The sequence below is a fragment of the Brevundimonas sp. G8 genome (genome assembly GCF_902506205.1).
In the GTDB taxonomy this organism is placed as follows: Bacteria; Pseudomonadota; Alphaproteobacteria; order Caulobacterales; family Caulobacteraceae; genus Brevundimonas.
Genome location: NZ_LR732816.1, coordinates 313,586 through 330,951, shown reverse-complemented (window position 1 = coordinate 330,951; position 17,366 = coordinate 313,586). Strand labels below are relative to the sequence as shown.

General features: G+C 66.8%; 17 protein-coding genes. 12 read left to right on the top strand and 5 right to left on the bottom strand.

The annotated features are described in order from the left end of the window. Window positions 1-68 precede the first annotated feature (68 nt). From pstC to phoB, 5 genes are read left to right on the top strand one after another with little or no spacing between them, the layout of a single operon-like run. Window positions 69-1,499, top strand: coding sequence for a phosphate ABC transporter permease subunit PstC (pstC, locus tag CHRYSEO8AT_RS01665; RefSeq protein WP_159845331.1), 1,431 nt, complete (start codon window positions 69-71; stop codon window positions 1,497-1,499). Then, window positions 1,492-2,796, top strand: a complete 1,305-nt coding sequence (gene pstA / locus CHRYSEO8AT_RS01660) for a phosphate ABC transporter permease PstA (RefSeq protein ID WP_159845328.1) — start codon at window positions 1,492-1,494, stop codon at window positions 2,794-2,796. The genes pstC and pstA overlap by 8 nt, the downstream gene beginning before the upstream one ends. Before the next feature lie 4 nt (window positions 2,797-2,800). Beyond that, complete coding sequence (gene pstB / locus CHRYSEO8AT_RS01655; RefSeq protein ID WP_159845325.1) at window positions 2,801-3,751, top strand: phosphate ABC transporter ATP-binding protein PstB; 951 nt, start codon at window positions 2,801-2,803, stop codon at window positions 3,749-3,751. A 4-nt stretch (window positions 3,752-3,755) separates the two neighbouring features. After that, window positions 3,756-4,496 carry a phosphate signaling complex protein PhoU gene (gene phoU / locus CHRYSEO8AT_RS01650; RefSeq protein ID WP_159845323.1) on the top strand — a complete coding sequence of 247 codons (741 nt, stop codon included), beginning with the start codon at window positions 3,756-3,758 and terminating at the stop codon, window positions 4,494-4,496. A 20-nt stretch (window positions 4,497-4,516) separates the two neighbouring features. Beyond that, the gene (gene phoB / locus CHRYSEO8AT_RS01645; protein WP_135195153.1) at window positions 4,517-5,209 is read left to right on the top strand and encodes a phosphate regulon transcriptional regulator PhoB; all 693 of its coding nucleotides are present in this window, start codon (window positions 4,517-4,519) and stop codon (window positions 5,207-5,209) included. A gap of 37 nt (window positions 5,210-5,246) precedes the next feature. Here the strand turns inward: phoB and CHRYSEO8AT_RS01640 are convergent, their stop codons facing one another. Beyond that, a complete protein-coding gene (locus CHRYSEO8AT_RS01640; protein ID WP_236547380.1) occupies window positions 5,247-6,170 on the bottom strand; it encodes an Hsp33 family molecular chaperone in 924 nt (307 codons plus the stop codon). 224 nt (window positions 6,171-6,394) lie between these two features. Here CHRYSEO8AT_RS01640 and CHRYSEO8AT_RS01635 point away from each other — a divergent pair, with 224 nt between their 5' ends. From CHRYSEO8AT_RS01635 to CHRYSEO8AT_RS01625, 3 genes are all read left to right on the top strand, one after another. Then, window positions 6,395-6,934, top strand: coding sequence for a hypothetical protein (locus CHRYSEO8AT_RS01635; protein ID WP_159845317.1), 540 nt, complete (start codon window positions 6,395-6,397; stop codon window positions 6,932-6,934). Window positions 6,935-7,054: 120 nt separating this feature from the next. Further along, window positions 7,055-8,947, top strand: coding sequence for a phosphoglycerate dehydrogenase (gene serA / locus CHRYSEO8AT_RS16220; protein ID WP_159845314.1), 1,893 nt, complete (start codon window positions 7,055-7,057; stop codon window positions 8,945-8,947). A gap of 110 nt (window positions 8,948-9,057) precedes the next feature. Continuing rightward, window positions 9,058-10,860: an autotransporter domain-containing protein gene (locus CHRYSEO8AT_RS01625; RefSeq protein ID WP_159845311.1), complete on the top strand. Its 1,803-nt coding sequence runs from the start codon at window positions 9,058-9,060 to the stop codon at window positions 10,858-10,860. Window positions 10,861-10,882: 22 nt separating this feature from the next. On the opposite strand, the gene CHRYSEO8AT_RS01620 is transcribed toward CHRYSEO8AT_RS01625, so the two are convergent. Further along, window positions 10,883-11,446 carry a GGDEF domain-containing protein gene (locus CHRYSEO8AT_RS01620; RefSeq protein WP_201304324.1) on the bottom strand — a complete coding sequence of 188 codons (564 nt, stop codon included), beginning with the start codon at window positions 11,444-11,446 and terminating at the stop codon, window positions 10,883-10,885. 183 nt (window positions 11,447-11,629) lie between these two features. Here CHRYSEO8AT_RS01620 and purE point away from each other — a divergent pair, with 183 nt between their 5' ends. The 3 genes from purE to CHRYSEO8AT_RS01605 all read left to right on the top strand — a co-directional run bounded on the left by purE (window position 11,630) and on the right by CHRYSEO8AT_RS01605 (window position 13,727). Next, complete coding sequence (gene purE / locus CHRYSEO8AT_RS01615) at window positions 11,630-12,121, top strand: 5-(carboxyamino)imidazole ribonucleotide mutase (protein WP_159845305.1); 492 nt, start codon at window positions 11,630-11,632, stop codon at window positions 12,119-12,121. Then, a complete protein-coding gene (locus CHRYSEO8AT_RS01610; RefSeq protein ID WP_159845303.1) occupies window positions 12,122-13,210 on the top strand; it encodes a 5-(carboxyamino)imidazole ribonucleotide synthase in 1,089 nt (362 codons plus the stop codon). Window positions 13,211-13,475: 265 nt separating this feature from the next. Next, window positions 13,476-13,727 carry a hypothetical protein gene (locus CHRYSEO8AT_RS01605; RefSeq protein WP_159845300.1) on the top strand — a complete coding sequence of 84 codons (252 nt, stop codon included), beginning with the start codon at window positions 13,476-13,478 and terminating at the stop codon, window positions 13,725-13,727. On the opposite strand, the gene CHRYSEO8AT_RS01600 is transcribed toward CHRYSEO8AT_RS01605, so the two are convergent. Continuing rightward, window positions 13,724-14,371: a COQ9 family protein gene (locus tag CHRYSEO8AT_RS01600; protein ID WP_159845297.1), complete on the bottom strand. Its 648-nt coding sequence runs from the start codon at window positions 14,369-14,371 to the stop codon at window positions 13,724-13,726. The two genes, CHRYSEO8AT_RS01605 and CHRYSEO8AT_RS01600, sit on opposite strands and share 4 nt — an antisense overlap. A gap of 187 nt (window positions 14,372-14,558) precedes the next feature. Between CHRYSEO8AT_RS01600 and rpsU the strand changes: the two genes are divergently transcribed. Then, the gene (gene rpsU / locus CHRYSEO8AT_RS01595) at window positions 14,559-14,819 is read left to right on the top strand and encodes a 30S ribosomal protein S21 (RefSeq protein WP_135195633.1); all 261 of its coding nucleotides are present in this window, start codon (window positions 14,559-14,561) and stop codon (window positions 14,817-14,819) included. 228 nt (window positions 14,820-15,047) lie between these two features. Here the strand turns inward: rpsU and CHRYSEO8AT_RS01590 are convergent, their stop codons facing one another. Further along, entirely contained in the window at window positions 15,048-16,406 is a 1,359-nt protein-coding gene (locus tag CHRYSEO8AT_RS01590; RefSeq protein ID WP_159845294.1) for an ABC transporter permease, read from the bottom strand. Further along, entirely contained in the window at window positions 16,403-17,350 is a 948-nt protein-coding gene (locus tag CHRYSEO8AT_RS01585) for an ABC transporter ATP-binding protein (protein ID WP_159845291.1), read from the bottom strand. The genes CHRYSEO8AT_RS01590 and CHRYSEO8AT_RS01585 overlap by 4 nt, the downstream gene beginning before the upstream one ends. Window positions 17,351-17,366: the final 16 nt, after the last annotated feature.

Sequence of the window (17,366 nt, the reverse complement as noted above, 5' to 3'; positions counted from 1 at the left end):
AGTCGCGCCGCGTTGGTCCCGATGTTCAGGACCGTCGCCGATTCGCGCACGGCGCTTCGGACTTCTGAATGATCTGGATTTACCTGCTGATCCTTATCGCGCTGAGCGCGGCCGCCTTCGTCGGCGGACGCGAGCTCGCGCGTCGTCGCGCGGTCGGCGCCAAACCCCATTCCCGGCCCGGTCAGCACGGTGCCTATGCGCTGATCTGGGTTGCTGCGCCCGCCCTGCTGGTGCTGATCCTGGCCTCGGTCTTCGCCGCGCCGCTTCAGCGTCAGTTGACGGCTGTCGGCACGCCTGACGCTGTCGCCTCCCTGGACCACTTCCGCCGCGACGCCTTCTTCGCCGACGCCCACCGCGTCGGTCGTGGCGAGCCCGCTCTGCAAATCTGGGAACGCCCCCTGGCCGAGAATCTGCCGGTCGAGGCGCGCCGCATGGTCCGCATCGAGCGCACCCTGTCCTGGGGCGGCGGAATCGCCGCCATCCTGGCCGCCATCCTCGGCGGCCTGTTCGCCCTGACCCAGATCAAGCCCAACACGCGCGCCCGCAACCGGGTCGAGGGCTGGATCTACGGCGCCCTGTTCGTCTGCTCGGCCATCGCCGTCCTGACGACCTTGGGCATCATCGCCTCTCTGGCCTTCGACAGCTTCCGCTTCTTCCAGAAGGTGCCGATCCTCGACTTCCTGTTCGGCACGCAATGGAGCCCCCAGATCGCCATCCGCGCCGATCAGGTCGGGTCGTCGGGCGCCTTCGGGGCCGTGCCCCTGTTCGCCGGCACCCTGTTGATCATGGTCATCGCCATGTGCGTGGCCGCGCCCATCGGCCTGCTGTCGGCCATCTATCTTTCGGAATACGCCGGACGCACGACCCGCGCTGTGATCAAGCCGCTGCTGGAGATTCTGGCTGGCGTGCCAACCGTCGTCTACGGCTTCTTCGCCGCCCTGACGGTGGGGCCGCTGTTGCGGGTCTTCTTCAACGAGATCGGCCTGTTCCTGATCGGCGGACCTCTGGACGGACTAGGCCAGTATCTGTCGCTGGTTCAGAACCAGATGGCCCTGACGGCCGGCGCGGTGATGGGCATCATGCTGATCCCGTTCGTTTCGTCCCTGTCCGACGACATCCTCAACGCCGTGCCGCAGTCGCTGCGTGACGGCTCGTTCGCCATGGGCGCCACCAAGTCCGAAACGGTGAAACGGGTCCTGATGCCCGCCGCGCTTCCGGGCGTCGCCGGCGCGCTGTTGCTGGCCGTGTCGCGGGCCATCGGCGAGACCATGATCGTGACCATGGCTGCGGGCCTAGCGGCCAACCTGACCTTCAATCCGCTGGACACAGTGACGACCGTCACCGTGCAGATCGTGACCCTGCTGACCGGCGACCAGGAGTTCAACAGCGCCAAGACCCTGTCGGCCTTCGGCCTGGGCCTCACCCTGTTCCTGGTGACCCTGGTGCTGAACATCATCGCCCACCGGATCGTCCAGACCTATCGGGAACAATATGACTGACGCGACCCCCGATCGGACCGACGGCGTGGCCGCCAAGGGGCGGCTGGATCGTCTGCGCGCGGGCCTGAAGCGTCGGCACGCCAAGGAAGCCCGCTTCAAGTGGTATGGCCGCCTGGCCATCGCCGCCGCCATGCTGTTTCTTGCGGTCCTCTTGGTCCGCATCGTCGAACAGGGCCACACCGCCTTCTACACCCACACGGTGACGGTGCCGGTCTATATGGACCCGGCGCGCGTCGATCGCGCCTATCCGCAGGGCTCCAACTTCGAGCAACTGGCGGCCGAGCAGCAACTGGCCCGCATGGGCGTTCAGGACGACGCGGCCGGAACCAAGGCCGCGCAGATGAAGCGGCTGTTCTCGTCGGAACTGAAGTTCGTCGCCGCCGACCTGGTCGCCAAGCGCAGCGAAGTCATCGGCGAGACCGTGCCTCTGGCCGTCCCCCTGTCCGACGACGCTGACCTGTATCTCAAGGGTGAAATCTCCAGGGATACGCCCGAGGATCAACGCCGCCTGACCGACCAGCAGATCGCCTGGCTGGACCGGATGCAGACCGAGGGCGTGATCGGCTCGCACTTCAACACCGCCCTGTTCACCAACGGCGACTCGACGCAGCCGGAACTGGCGGGCGTGCTGGGCGCCGTGGTCGGCTCGGCGCTGATGCTGATGGTCACGGCCCTGATCGCCATTCCGCTGGGCGTCGGCGCCGCCATCTGGCTGGAAGAGTTTGCGCCCAAGAACAGGCTGACGGACATCATCGAGGTCAACATCAACAACCTCGCGGCCGTGCCGTCGATCGTCTACGGCCTGCTGGGCCTGGCCCTGTTTATCAACTGGATGCACCTGCCGCGCGCCAGTCCGATCGTGGGCGGGCTGGTCCTGGCCCTGATGGCGCTTCCGACCCTGGTCATCGCCACGCGCTCGGCCCTGAAGGCCGTGCCCCCGTCGATCCGCGAAGCCGCCTTGGCCATGGGCGCGTCCAAGACGCAGACCGTGTTCAGCCATGTCCTGCCGTTGGCCATGCCCGGCGTCATGACCGGCGCCATCATCTCCATGGCCCACGCCTTGGGCGAGACCGCGCCTCTGCTGCTGATCGGCATGGTCAGCTTCGTGCCCGGCGTGCCGGCGGCCATCGACCAGCCGGTCGGGGCGCTGCCTTCGCTGATCTACATCTGGGAGAACGCCTCGGAGCGGGCGTTCCACGAACGCACCGCCGCGGCGATCATCGTCCTGCTGGTCTTCATGATCATCATGAACGCAGCGGCCATCATCTTGAGGCGGCGCTTCGAGCGTCGGTGGTAAGAGAATGAAATTCCGTATTTTCCGCTCCGCCGAAGACCAGACGGGCGCTGGTCCGGTCGATCCGACCGAGACCCCGCGCATGGGCGGCCAGATTCTGCCTGAAGTGACGCCGTCCAAAGCCGGCGCCGCCGCCAAGCCGCGCCTGGAAGACGCAACGCCTGCGTCGAACGCCACCGTCGTCGACAGCCCGCCTGTCGGCCCGATCAAGATCGCCGCGCGTGACGTGTCCGTCTTCTATGAAGGCAAGCAGGCGCTTTACGACGTCTCGCTGGACATCCCGGACAAGACCGTCACGGCCCTGATCGGCCCATCGGGTTGCGGCAAGTCGACCTTCCTGCGGACGATGAACCGCATGAACGACACCATCGCCGGGGCCAAGGTCACCGGCCGGATCGCGATGGACGACGAGGACATCAACGACCGCTCCATCGACCCGGTGCTGCTGCGCGCCCGCGTCGGTATGGTGTTCCAGCGTCCGAACCCCTTCCCCAAGTCGATCTACGAAAACGTCGCCTATGGACCCAAGATCCACGGCCTGGTCTCGTCCAAGGCCGAGATGGACGATGTGGTCGAACGCGCCCTGAAGCGCGCCGGTCTGTGGGAAGAGGTCGCCGACCGCCTGCAATCGTCGGCCATGGGCCTGTCTGGCGGTCAGCAGCAGCGTCTGGTCATCGCCCGCGCCATCGCCGTGAACCCCGAAGTGATCCTGATGGACGAGCCCTGCTCGGCCCTGGACCCCATCGCCACGGCGCGGATCGAGGAACTGATCGACGAACTGCGCGAGCGGTTCTGCATCGTCATCGTCACCCACTCGATGGCCCAGGCCGCGCGGGTGTCGCAACGCACCGCCTTCTTCCACATGGGCCGCCTGGTCGAGACCGGGGACACGGAAGACATCTTCCAGAATCCGCGCGAACGGCGCACGCTCGACTATATCACGGGACGCTTCGGCTAATCCGATGAACCAGCACACGGTCAAGGCATACGGCGACGAACTGAACCAGATCACGGCCGAGGTCGCCCGCATGGGCGGTCTCGCCGAGGCCCAGGTCGCGGACGCCATCGATTCCGTCGCCCGGCGCGATATCGCCTTGGCGCGCGCTGTCGTGGAACGCGACCTGAAGCTCGACGCTCTGCATCGCGACATCGAGAAGAAGGCCATTCGCCTGATCGCCCTGCGCCAGCCGGTCGCCAGCGACCTGCGTCGCACCCTGGGCGCCATGAAGATCGCCACCGATCTGGAGCGCACGGGGGATCTGGCCAAGAACATCGCCAAGCGCGCCCTGATCCTGGCCGAGGGCGAGCCGATGCAGCCCCTGACCCGCTCGATCGAGCGGATGGGACGGCTGGTCTCCACCCGCCTGCGCGACGTGCTGGACGCCTACACCGCCTCCGAACTGGATCGCGCCGTCGCCGTCTGGCAGACCGACGACGAGGTGGACGAGCATTACAACGCCCTGTTCCGCGAACTGCTGACTTACATGATGGGCGACCCGCGCACGATCGGCGCCTGCACCCATCTTCTGTTCATGGCCAAGAACCTGGAACGGATCGGCGACCACGCGACCAATATCGCCGAGACCGTCCACTACGAGATCACGGGCGAAGATATCGTGGGCGAACGCCCGCGGGCCCAGCCCACGGCCGAGGACTCCGATCCGACGCCGAACCTTTCAACGCCCCACCTTCCGACGCACTGACCCGAGACCGGAGACACGACGTGCAGCCCTATATCCTTGTGATGGAAGACGAGGACGCGCTGGCGACCCTTCTTCAGTACAACCTCGAAAAGGAAGGCTACGATGTCGCCGTCGCCGCCGACGGCGAGGAGGGCATGCTCCAGATCGACGAGCGTCTGCCCGACTTGGTATTGCTGGATTGGATGCTGCCTAAACTGTCCGGCATCGAGGTCTGCCGCCGCATCCGCGGCAAGGCCGAGACCCGCAACCTGCCGATCATCATGCTGACGGCGCGCGGCGAGGAGAGCGACCGGGTGCGGGGCCTGGACACCGGCGCCGACGACTATCTGACCAAGCCCTTCTCGATGGTCGAGCTGATCGCGCGCATCCGCGCTGTCCTGCGTCGTATCCGTCCGGGTCTGGCCGACGACCGCCTGAACCACGGCGACATCATCATCGACCGCGTTTCGCACCGCGTGAAACGCTCGGGCCAAGAAGTGCACCTCGGCCCGACCGAGTTCCGCCTGCTGGACCACTTCATGCAGCACCCCGGCCGCGTGTTCAGCCGCGAACAGCTGCTGGACGCCGTCTGGGGCTCCGACGTCTATGTCGAGGCCCGCACCGTCGACGTCCACGTCGGCCGCCTGCGCAAGGCCCTGGCCATCGCCGACGAAAGCGCCAACCCGATCCGCACCGTTCGCTCGGCGGGCTATTCGCTGGATCTGGAAGGCTGAGACAAAAAGGGCGGCTCTCGGAGCCGCCCTTTCCAATTCAAATCTGCTCGGCGACCACTTCGTCGGGGTCCAGCGCATAGACCGTGGCGCAGTATTCGCAGGTGACGCGGATCTTGCCGTCGTCTTCCAGCATTTCGGCGCGCTCGGCCGGGTCGAACGAGGCCAGGACCGAGGCGATGCGGCCGCGAGAACAACGACAAACGGCCGTCAGTTCGCGCGCGCCCTCCAGCCGAACGCCGTCCTCGTGGAACAGGCGGAACAGCAGAGTCTCGGGCGAGATGGTCGGGTCGACCAGTTCGTCGTCGCCAAGGGTGCCGAACAGGGCGCGGGTGCGGTCCCAGACTTCTTCCGTCGAGCCGCGTGCGTCGTCGCCGGCGATGATCTGGATCATCGCCCCGCCGGCCCGCCATTGCGAGCCCGTCTCGGTCTGCACCTGACCGACGGCCAGATGCACCTTGGTCGGCACCTGTTCGGACTGCTGGAAATAGTGTTCGGCCGCCAGTGAGAGACTTTCGCCTTCGATCGGCGTGATGCCCTGGGTGCGTTCGAAGTCGGGGCCGCGATCCAGCGTCATGATGAAGACGCCCTGACCCAGCAACGACCGGGCGCCGGGACGCGCGAACCCGCCCGACGCTTCGGCGACCTCGGCCTCGTCATAGCGGCAATAGCCGCGCAAGGACCCGTCGGTGCCATAGTCGGCGACGACGTAGCGCACCGGCCCATCGCCCTGGGCCTGCACCAGCAGGCGGCCTTCGAACTTCAGGCTGGAGCCAATCAACGCCGCCAGTGCGCAGGCCTCGCCCAGCAGGGCGGCGACCGGCTCGGGATAGGCGTGGGCGGCCAGGATCTTGTCGATGGCCGCGCCCAGGCGGACCAGGCGACCACGCACGGGCCAGCCCTCGATCTGGAAGGCGGCGGCCAGATCGTCGGAAACGGAGGTGTGAGGCGCGTGATCGGTCACGGCGAGGTCCTTTGGCGACGTCATTTCGGGATCGCGGCTATTTAGGCGCCCGAAGACCCGATGATAAGGGGTCGATCTGTTCCAACGCAGGGACGTGGCCTGCGCAGCGATTTCTTCAGCGTGACCGATACGACGGAACCGTTTCCAGCGCGGTTCGCTCTTTTGGCTCAAGCGGAGCCGTCGCTCTGCCCATCACCACGCCAATCACTGAAGAGGTTCTGCCGATGATCCGCGATATCGATCCGATCGAAGAGATTCGCAAACATCCCGGCATCACCGCCGGCAGCCTTGCCGCCATCGTGCTGGGTGCAGTCGCGGTCGTCTATCTGACGCAACGCAGCGGGCCGACCCGCTATCAGCGCATCAAGACCCGTATCGATCCGCGCGGCTGGGTGGATACGTCGGAACTGCGTGACCGCTTTCATGACGCCGTCGACGCTTTCCGCCACCGGGCCGAGGATGCGGGCGAGCGCGCCGGTGAACTGTCGCGCGATGCACGCCATCGCGCCGCCGACGCAGCGTACGATGCGCGCGACCGGGCCGACGAATGGTTCCGCTCGGCCCGCAAGGACTCCAGGAAGGCGCTGAAGAAGCACGGCAAGACCGCGCGCCGTTACGCCGACGACGCCGGCGCCTATGCCCGCGATCACGCGCGTGAGGGCGGGGCTCTTTTGGCCGTCGCGACCATCGCGGCCGCTGTCGGCGCAGCCGTGCTCGAAAGCCGTCGTCCTGACAGTCGCGTGCGCCGCATCGTGCGCTTCTGATATTTTCTTGCCGCCCGCCGTGTGAAAATCGCGACGGGCGGCAAGGTTTTAGCGCAGCTGACGTCAATCAACAGCACGCTTGGCTTTGCGGCGCCTGCGAAGGCCGCTAAGACGCCGCCCATGAGCGCGCGCCCCACCCTGATCTTCGACTTCGATTCGACCCTGGTCGATTTCGAGACCCTTGAAGCCCTGGCCGACATCGCCTTGGTGGATGCGCCGGGTGCAGCCGATACGCGCGCGCAGATCGCGGCCCTGACCGATCAGGCCATGGCCGGAGAGCTCGAGTTCGGCGAGGCTTTGCGCCGCCGTCTTGCCCTTCTGCCGCTAACGCGCGCCCATGTCACGGCGCTGGCGCTGACGGCCTCGGATCATCTCACGGCGTCTGTCCGCCGCAACCTGAACTTCTTCCAGCAGAACAAGGGCAAGGTCATCATCATCTCCGGCGGCTTCCGCGAGGTGATCGCGCCGGTCGCCGAGGAACTGGGCGTCTCGCCCGACCGCATCCTTTGCAACGATCTGGTCTATGACGCCGACGATCGCGTGATCGGCGTGGACGACGCCAATCCCCTGTCGCACGCCAACGGCAAGCTGGCCGCCATCCACGCCCTGAACCTGTCTGGTCGGGTGGTCATGATCGGCGACGGTTGGAACGACGCCGAGGTCAAGATCGCCGGCGCCGCCGACGCCTTCTACGCCTTCACCGAGGTCGTGCGTCGCGCGCCGGTGGTCCAGGTCGCCGACGCCGAGGCTGCGTCCCTGGACGAGGTGTTGCACGCCGAGGGTCTGGTCGGCCGCTGGTCCTTCCCGCGCAGCCGCATGAAGATGCTGCTGCTGGAGAACATCCACCCCGCCGCCGTCGAACGGCTGGAGGAGGCGGGCTATTCGGTCGAGACGGTCAAGGGCGCTCTGGACGAAGACGACCTGATCGCCGCCATCAAGGGCGTCCATGTGCTGGGCCTCCGCTCCAAGACCACGGTCAGCCGTCGCGTGCTGGAAGAAGCCGACCGTCTGATGGCCATCGCCGCCTTCTGCATCGGCACCAACCAGATCGATCTGGACGCGGCGTCCGATCATGGGGTTGCGGTGTTCAACGCGCCCTATTCGAACACGCGCTCGGTCGTCGAACTGGCCATCGGCCTGATGATCGTCCTGATGCGCGACGTGGCTGACAAGTCGGCCGCCATGCATGTCGGCAAGTGGAACAAGTCGGCGACCGGCTCCAAGGAGTTGCGCGGCAAGACCCTGGGCATCGTCGGCTACGGCGCCATCGGCAGCCAGCTGTCGGTGCTTGCCGAGAACCTGGGCATGCGGGTGCTGTTCTACGACCTGTCGGAACGTCTGGCCTTGGGCAATGCCCGACGGATGCGTTCGCTGGACGCCCTGCTGGGCGAAAGCGACGTGGTCACCCTGCATGTCGATGGCCGCAAGGACAACGCCAACATCTTCGGCGCGGCCCAGTTCGCCCGGATGAAGGAAGGCGCGCTGTTCCTGAACCTGTCGCGCGGCCATGTGGTCGATGTCGGCGCCCTGTCCCAGGCCATGGGCTCGGGCCGGGTCGCGGGGGCCGCCGTCGATGTCTTCCCTGAGGAGCCACGCACCAACGCCGATCCGTTCGAAAGCCCGCTGCAGGGCCTGCCCAACATGATCCTGACGCCCCACATCGGCGGCTCGACCGAGGAGGCCCAGGAAGCCATCGCCGAGTTCGCGGCCGAGCGGCTGCTGGGCTATCTGAATCGCGGCGACACCACCTTCAGCGTGAACCTGCCGAACGTGCAGTTGGCCGAGGTATCCGGCACGCACCGCATCCTGCACATTCACCGGAACCAGCCGGGCGTCCTGGCCGAGCTGAACCGCGCTCTGGCGTCGGCGGGCCTCAACATCCTGGGCCAGCACCTTAAGACGGACGAACGCACCGGCTATGTCATCACCGACGTGGACCGCGACTACGACCCAGAGGCGTTGCGCGAACTCAAGACGGTGCCGGGCACGCTGAAGTTCCGCACTTTGCAGTAAGCGTTCGATTTTCCTCCGAAGGCTGACGTTGCGGCATCTTGCGCTCTGCGCCAACTGGCGCATCCTCTGCTCCAACGGCCGCGAACCATGACGGCTGCGGGAGGATTTATATGTCACGCTATCTCACCGGCGGCGCCGTCGCCGCTCTTGCGCTCGCGGCCTGCGCCTTTGCGGGTTCGGCCTCAGCCCAGACTTACAACCGCCTCGTCGTGTTCGGCGACAGCCTCAGCGACAACGGCAACCTGTTCCTGATCTCGGGTGGGACCCAGCCGCCGTCGCCGCCCTATGCTCGCCGGTTCTCGAACGGACCGACGTTCGTAGAGCTGCTGGGCTTCAACGCCGCTAACTTCAACGGCTCGGTGACGGGCAGCATCAACTACGCCTTCGGCGGCTCGCGCACCGACGCCTCGGCCGGTGTGCCGTTCGGCATGTTGAACCAGCTGTCGCGCTACACCGCGTCGGGTGGTCGGTTCAGCTCGACCGATCTTGTCAGCGTCCTGGGCGGTGCGAACGACATCTTCCAGGGCCTGCCCGCCGCCGGCGCCTCCGCCAGCCCGGTCGCCGCCATCACCCCGGTCGCGACGACAGCGGCCGCCAACGTCAACAGCCTGGTCAACACCGTGGCGGGCGCGGGCGCGGGGACCATCTTGGTCACCAACCTGCCCAAGCTCAGCCTGACGCCTCAGTTCCGGGGCACGACCGCCGCGCCGCTGGCCGACTATGCCGTCACCACCTTCAACACCGCCCTGCAGACGGGGCTGACGACCACGGCCGCCGCACGGCCGGGCAGCAACATCATCATGATGGACCTGTTCAAGGTGGGCGACACCCTGGCCGCCAATCCGGGCCAGTTCGGTATCACCAACATCACCCAGCCCTGCTTCAACGGGGTGACGGTCTGTTCGAACCCCGACAGCTATTTCTACTTCGACGGCGTCCATCCGACGGCGGCGGGGCATCGGATCATCGCTCAACTGGCGACCGACTACCTCTACTATGGCGACATCGGCGCCCAATCGACCCTCCAGGGCGAGACCACCTATCGCCACCGCGAGGATGCGCTGGACGCCGCCAGCGAGGCCTTGTCGGGTCGTCAGCCTTGGGAGGCCGGCGTCTCTGTCACCACGGCGGCCCTGATCGACAGCGTCGACACCGACGCACGCGGCTCGGTGACCAGTTCGTCCAGCGACGGCTGGGGCGGTCGGATCGCGCTTGAGGCCGGACCTTCCGCCAACTGGCGCTTCGGCCTGGCCGGCACGGCGCGCAAGACCGACGTCGAAAGCCAGGCCCTGAACTTCAACGTCGAGAGCTTCGGGCTGGACGTCTATGGCGGCTGGCGCTCGGGCGATATCTTCGTCAACGCCGCCGTCGGTGTGGCGCGCGACAATATCGACGACATCGAACGCACCACCAGCCTGGCCCCCATCGTCCATACCGCCGAAACACGGGCGCTCAGCACCGGTGCGCGTCTGCAGGGCGGCATGTGGTTCGACATGGGCGGCATCGCCCTGTCGCCTCGTGCGGCGCTGGCTTACGTCTCTAGTGACGTGGACGGCTATTACGAGCAGGGCGTCGCGGCCCAGTATCAGTATGGCGACCGCACGGTGAAGGCCCTGACCGGCGAGGTCGCCCTGCGCGCCGAGGCCGAGATGGGCCGGTTCGGTGTGTTCGCCGAGGGCGGCTATCGTGACGCCCTCGACGACAGTTCCGACCCGGTCCGCGTGGGCATCTACAACAACCCCGCTCAGGTGCTGTCGCGCGAGATCGACGATCCGTTCGGCGGTCAGTTCCTGGCGTCGGCGGGCGTCGAGGGTTCGGTCGGGCCGGTCAAGGTGACGGTGGCCTATCGCGGCCGCTTCGGCAACCACGCCGACAGCCACCTGGGCGGCATTCAGCTGACCTTGCCGTTGTAGACAAAAGGCGCGGGAAGGGGCCTCAGCGCCCCTTTTTGCGCACCCACATGGCGGCGTCGGCCTCGGTCAGCCAGACCTCGGCGTCGGTATGGCCGTCCCAGGCGCGCACGCCGAACGAGCCGCCCAGTTCGGTCTTCTGTCCGTCCCAGATGAAGCCTTCGGTCTTCAGGGCTTCGGACAGTTGGCGCGCCTTGGCCCGGCCCTCTTCGTAGCCCGCATGCAGCATCAGCAGCGCGAACTCGTCGCCGCCCAGCCGGCCGACGGCGTCCGACTCGCGCAGATTGGCCAGGAACAGCTCCGCCACCGCCACCAGGGCTGCATCGCCGGCGGCATGTCCCAGCCGGTCGTTGACGCTCTTGAACCCGTCCATGTCCAGATACAGCAGCACCGCCGACACCCCGTGCCGCTGGCAATAGGCCATGGTCCGCTGAAGCGCCGTGACGAAACCGCGCCGGTTCAGGGCGGGCGTCAGCACATCGTGGTCGGCAGCGGCCTCGGCGGCGGCGGCGCGCGTCTTCCATGCTTCCAGCTCGACGCGCAGGCGCTCGATCTCGGCGGTCAGGTTGTGTTCGGCCACGTCGGTCACGGCGCAGGGATGGCTCCGAAGGCGCGACTCAGTCTGCATCGCGCGGTCGAACGATGGTAGAGCGTGATCCGCCGACATTGAAGGCCGACAATAAGGCCCGACACGCCGGAAACCGCCGGGTTGCGGTTGCGGGCGTCACCCGCGTGCTGTAACGGGCGCCTTTCCGCGAGGGGCCTTACAGACATGGCGACTTCCGCACCGCCGGTGGCGATCATCATGGGCAGCCGGTCCGACTGGCCGACCATGAAGCTGGCCGCCGACCGCCTGGACCAACTGGGCATCGCCTGGCAGGCCAAGGTGGTCAGCGCACACCGCACGCCCCAGCGCCTGGTCGAGTTCTCGACCGGGGCCAAGGCTGCGGGCTTCAAGGTCATCATCGCCGGAGCAGGCGGCGCCGCCCACCTGCCGGGCATGGCCGCCTCCATGACCGAACTGCCGGTGCTGGGCGTGCCGGTCCAGTCCAAGGCCCTGAAGGGGATGGACAGCCTGTTGTCCATCGTCCAGATGCCGGCCGGCGTGCCCGTAGCGACCCTGGCCATCGGCGAGGCGGGCGCCGCCAACGCCGGCATCCTGGCCGCCCAGATTCTGGCGCTGTCGGACGAAGGGCTGGCGCAACGCCTGGCCGCCTTCCGGTCCGCCCAGACCGATTCCATCGCCGAAACCGTCGAGGACTGAGTGCCAGATCTGCCGCTTCCCCCCGGTTCAACCCTCGGCATCATCGGCGGAGGCCAGCTGGGCCGGATGCTGAGCCAGGCCGCGTCGCGCCTGGGCTTCGACGTCGTCATTCTGGACCCCGAGGCTAACAGCCCAGCGGGCCGCGTCTCGGCGCACCAGATCGTCGCCGCCTATGACGATCCCGACGCCCTGACCGCGCTGGGCCGCGCCGCCGACGTGGTCACCTTCGAGTTCGAAAACGTCCCGGCTGGGTCCATCGAACGTCTAGCCGAGGCCGGCGCCCTGGTCGCTCCGGGTCCGACCGCGCTGCGCGTGTCGCAGGACCGGGTGGACGAAAAGACTTTCCTCAACGCCGTCGGCGCCCCGACCGTTGATTTCGTCGCGGTCGATACGCTGGACGATCTGGTCGTCGGCCTGACGACCCTGGGCGTTCCGGCTCTCTTGAAGACCCGCCGTGAAGGCTATGACGGCAAGGGCCAGATCTGGATCCACGCCATCGAGGACGCGCCCGCCGCCCTGGAAAGCCTGGGCGGCCGCCCGGCCATCCTGGAGGCCAAGGCGACCTTCGTGCGCGAACTGTCGGTCATCGCCGCTCGCGACTGGGACGGGCATATGGCGGTCTATCCGCTCGGCGAGAACCGGCACGAGGGCGGCGTCCTGCGCACCACCCTGGCCCCCGCCGCCGTGGACGAAAAGACCCAGGTTCGCGCCCGCGCCATCGCCGAGGCGATTCTGGACGGTCTCGACTATGTCGGCGTTGTGGGCGTCGAACTGTTCGACCTCGGAGACGATGTCCTGCTGGTCAACGAGATCGCTCCGCGCGTCCACAACACCGGCCATTGGACCCAGGACGGCTGCGTCTGCGACCAGTTCGAACAGCATATCCGCGCCGTCGCCGGATGGCCGCTGGGGCCGACCGTCGCCCATGCCCGCATCGAAATGACCAATCTGCTGGGCGACGAAATCGAGGACTGGCGCAAGCTGTCCGGCAAGTCCGACGAACGCCTGCACCTCTACGGCAAGGCCGAGGCGCGGCCGGGCCGCAAGATGGCGCATGTGAACCGGGTGCTGAGGGCGTCTGATATTTGAGTTGCGCTGAACGCAACTTGCGTCATGGTTGAACCATGTCGGTGTCACTCGCTCTTTCGCTCGCGCTTCTGTTGGTCTCGACCTCGGCTGGTGGGGTGATCAGTGCATTGAGTCCTCGCCGATCGTCGCGTTTCGGCGCTCTCGGCGTGTCCTTGGTCGCGGCCGCCATGGCTTTGATTATCGCCGGAGTGGACCTTGGTGGGCGCCTGGGACGAGATGCTGCCGAGCGCGACAATCGATCCCCAATCACCAAGAGCCTCTGAACATGAACACCTCAATGGTCCTGTTCTTAATAGCGATGGCATTGGCCCTGATCAGTTCGTCGGCGGCTGCCTACGGCGTGCGCGCAGACCGGACGGATTCAAAAAACAGCGACCGCTCACGCGTCGTGGCAGGCGCCACACTTGGCGTCGCGGTTCTGATCCTAGGCGTCGGGGTCTACCAGCTTGGACAGCAATCCGGTCGCGATCAGGCGCTTCGCGACAATCGCACCGAGCTTCGGTCAGCTAAGGTCTAGGCTTTCGCCCCATATCGCATCCGACTCAGCGCATCGCTGACCTTCCTGAACGGCGCGTCGAAGTCCTTGCCGGCCTTCCACTTCTCGAACGCCATGACATTCTCGATTCGCCGCGCGACGAAGGCGTCCGCCGCCTCGCGGCCGTCGAACCAGCGCATGGTCAGGGCGGGGATCAGAATGCCCGACAGGATCGTCCGCTTCGAATAGTGATTCCAGTCGGTCGCCTCGTCCCCGGCCCAGCGCCACAGGTGGTCCGCGCTCTCCCAGGCCAGTTTCAGCCCCAGGTTGGCGTTGGTCGGCAAGGAAAGGAAGGCGGCGCAGCGGCGCGTGGCCTCAAGGTCGGCGGCTCCCGCCTCCATCCGCTCGGAAACGGCGCGGGCGATTCGTTCGCGAATCTTCAAGGACTTGGCGTCGATCTGGCCCAAAGCCGCCAGCGCGCGTGCATCATGACGGCGCGACAGCAGGGCGGCGAGATCGCGCGCGCCGTTGGGCAGCAGCAGTTCCTCGTCGCCGCGCGACAGGCCACACGCCTCGCACGCCTCGCGCACCAACCGTGCGTTCCAGCCCAAGGCGGGCGCGCGGGCGATCGCGGCGTCCAGCATGGTCTGTTCGGTCCGGTCGGCCCAGTCTATCGTGTTGGTCATGCGTTGATCATACGCCTGTCGTTTCGGCGTTTCGAGCCTTGAAGAATGGTCGCGACGATCTGGACAGGTTCAGGCGGCTGGTGTAATAGCGCGCCTTCATCCGAGGGCCCGACTTTCGGAAGACGATTTTATTTTGTTCGCCCGTCTCCCTCACAGGACGCGGCGGGCGGCCAAAGGAGAGTTCAACCTGGTACAGATTTTCGTTCGCGATAATAACGTCGATCAAGCGCTCAAAGCCCTAAAGAAGAAGATGCAACGCGAAGGCAGCTTCCGTGAAATGAAGCGCCACGTGCATTATGAAAAGCCGTCGGAAAAGCGCGCCCGTCAAAAGGCCGAGGCTATCCGTCGCGCTCGCAAGCTGGCCCGCAAGCGCATGCAGCGCGAGGGCCTGCTGCCCGCGCCGAAGCCGCGCGTTCCCGGCGCTGGCGCCGGTGGCGGCAGCCGGTAATATCTTGGCGTAAGCCAAAAGATTTGAGGCCGCCTCCTTCGGGAAGCGGCCTTTTTCTTTGCGTCTCCTCCCTGCGAAGCGGGGAGGGGGACCGCGCGTAGCGTGGTGGAGGGGCTCTCGACGTCCCCCGGACACCGGGGATGCTGTGAAGCGCCCCTCCGTCACGGCGCGAAGACGCGCCGCGCCACCTCCCCATCGCTACGCGACAGGGAGGAGACGGATCCGCCCCTACGTCCGTCCGGCGATCGCCCGTCCGAAGCTCTTCCAGCTCAGCTTCACGTCCGACAGCGCCCCTGCGCGGAAGGCCCGTCCCGCGATCCAGACCATCACGGCGGCGGTGGCGAACATGCCCACCAGCGTCAGAATCACCTCCACCAGCGGCGGATCGCTGGGCGCGCGGGCGCTCATCAGGAAGGGGGTGAAGAAGGGGATCCATGACAGCACCTTGACCACCGGCGCGTCCGGGCTGGTCAGAGCCATCTGCATGACCAGGATCGGCACGACCAGGATCATCATGATCGGCCCCATCAATGTCTGGGCGTCGCGCGGCGTCTCGCAGAAGGCCCCGATGGCCGCGAACAGCACCGCATACATCAGGTATCCGCCGACCATATAGGCGATGAAGTAGAAGATCAGGCCGCCGTGCAGCAGCACTTCGCCTATCGTCGCCGCCGTCTCGGGCGAGGCCGACAGCAGGCTGAACGTCCCGATTCCACCCCACACCCCCATGACCGTCAGGGTCAGCAGCGCCACGCCCAACACCTTGCCTGTCAGGATCTCGGTCGCCGAGGCCGAGGACAACAGCACCTCCAGGATCTTGTTCGACTTCTCCTCCATCACACTGTTCAGCAGGATGGACGCGCCCGTGATCACAAGCGACCACAGCAGGAAACCGGCGCCCAGGCCGATGAAGGACGGAATCCGGTCACGCATCGACACCTCGCCCCCGCTGGCGGCGTTGGGCGAAAAGGCCTTCACCTCGGGCCGGAAGGTCTGAACCTCCTGAGCCACGGCCGGGGCGACGCCGGCGGCGGTCAGCAGTTCGGTGCGTCTTGCATCTCGCAAAGCGGTGCGGACGAAGCCGGACACGTCGTTGTCGGTGGCGCGGGCGGTCCAGACCTGGGCTGCGGGCTTGCCATCGACACGGTTCAGGAAGACCACGGCGTCCAGGCGGCGGTCCGCAGGCGCCGCCTTGTCCAGCGCGGCCTTGATGGCGGCGTCGCGCGCCGGGCCGGTCGCATCGGCGATAGCGGGCGGGGCGGCGACCAGACGGATCTTGGGGCCGCTGATGGAGGCCACGGCGCGCCCGGCGCCGGCCTGACCCTTTTCGGCGGCCTCGCGCAGGCGTTCGTTCTGGCGATCCAGATCGGATTGCAGCGAGGCGCGGACGGCGGCGGCCAGGCCCGTCGCGGCCGGCCCTTCCTCGATCACCGCCACCGCCTTGATCGGCTCGGCCGAACGGATCAGCAGGGGAATGCCCCCGCCCAGCACGGCGAACAGCGGGAACGCCAGCAGCGACAGCCAGAAACCGACGGTCTTGGCATAGGCGACGTATTCGCGTCGTGCGATCAGCAGGGTGCGGTTCATCGGACGGCCTCTGCGGGAACGACGGGTTGATCGGGATGGTCGCCGGTCAGGCCGATGAAGGCGTCGTGCAACGTCGGCTCCTTCAGCGCAAAGCCGCGCACGTCCAGCCCGTTCAGGAAGGCCGTCTTCAACGTCTCCTGGCCGCCCGCGCCGGGCGACAGGGCGATCTTCAGCCGGCGCACGCCGTCTTCGTCGGACACCGTCTCGACGCCCGCCACGCCGGGCAGGGCTGCGGCGGCATCCGCGCTGATGGCGCCGTCCAGATCGAGGAAGCGCGGCGAGGTGGCCTTGGCCTGATCGACCGTGCCTTCGAACGCCTTGCGACCGCGCGCCAGCAGCACGACCTTGTCGCACAGCCGCTCGGCGTGCTGCATCACATGGGTCGAGAACAGGACCGTGGCGCCGTTGGCGGCCAAGTCGCGGATCATGGCCTCCAGTCCCTGCTGGTTCATCGGGTCCAGGCCCGAGAAGGGCTCGTCCAGGATCACGAACTCGGGCTGATGCACGACCGAGGCGATCAGCTGCACCTTCTGCGCCATCCCTTTGGACAGCTCCTTCATCTTCTTCTTTTGCGCCTCGCCCAGGCCCTGCTGCTCCAGCATGGCCTTCGCGCGCTTCTTGCCCTCGGCGACGGGCAGACCCTTCAGGGCGCCGAAGAAGCTGATGGCCTCGACGGGGGTCATCTTCTTGTAGAGGCCGCGCTCCTCGGGCAGGAAACCGATCCGGTCGCGCACCTTGCGCCCGTCGTCTGCGCCCAGGATCTCGATCCGTCCCGACGTTGCCGGCTGCAGGCCCAGGATCATCCGCAGGGTCGATGTCTTGCCCGCCCCGTTCGGCCCCAAAAAGCCGCAGATCGAACCCTTCTCGACCTGAAAACTCAAATCCCGCACGGCGTCGAAATCGCCGTATCGCTTACTTAAGCCGTCCAGCGTCAACGCCGCCATGTCGCCCCCCTTGTCC

Coding starts and splice junctions, on each gene's coding strand:
- pstC (WP_159845331.1), top strand. CDS start 69: ATGATCTGGATTTACCTGCTGATCCTTATCGCGCTGAGCGCGGCCGCC.
- pstA (WP_159845328.1), top strand. CDS start 1,492: ATGACTGACGCGACCCCCGATCGGACCGACGGCGTGGCCGCCAAGGGG.
- pstB (WP_159845325.1), top strand. CDS start 2,801: ATGAAATTCCGTATTTTCCGCTCCGCCGAAGACCAGACGGGCGCTGGT.
- phoU (WP_159845323.1), top strand. CDS start 3,756: ATGAACCAGCACACGGTCAAGGCATACGGCGACGAACTGAACCAGATC.
- CHRYSEO8AT_RS01635 (WP_159845317.1), top strand. CDS start 6,395: ATGATCCGCGATATCGATCCGATCGAAGAGATTCGCAAACATCCCGGC.
- serA (WP_159845314.1), top strand. CDS start 7,055: ATGAGCGCGCGCCCCACCCTGATCTTCGACTTCGATTCGACCCTGGTC.
- CHRYSEO8AT_RS01625 (WP_159845311.1), top strand. CDS start 9,058: ATGTCACGCTATCTCACCGGCGGCGCCGTCGCCGCTCTTGCGCTCGCG.
- purE (WP_159845305.1), top strand. CDS start 11,630: ATGGCGACTTCCGCACCGCCGGTGGCGATCATCATGGGCAGCCGGTCC.
- CHRYSEO8AT_RS01605 (WP_159845300.1), top strand. CDS start 13,476: ATGAACACCTCAATGGTCCTGTTCTTAATAGCGATGGCATTGGCCCTG.
- CHRYSEO8AT_RS01600 (WP_159845297.1), bottom strand. CDS start 14,371: ATGACCAACACGATAGACTGGGCCGACCGGACCGAACAGACCATGCTG.
- CHRYSEO8AT_RS01590 (WP_159845294.1), bottom strand. CDS start 16,406: ATGAACCGCACCCTGCTGATCGCACGACGCGAATACGTCGCCTATGCC.
- CHRYSEO8AT_RS01585 (WP_159845291.1), bottom strand. CDS start 17,350: ATGGCGGCGTTGACGCTGGACGGCTTAAGTAAGCGATACGGCGATTTC.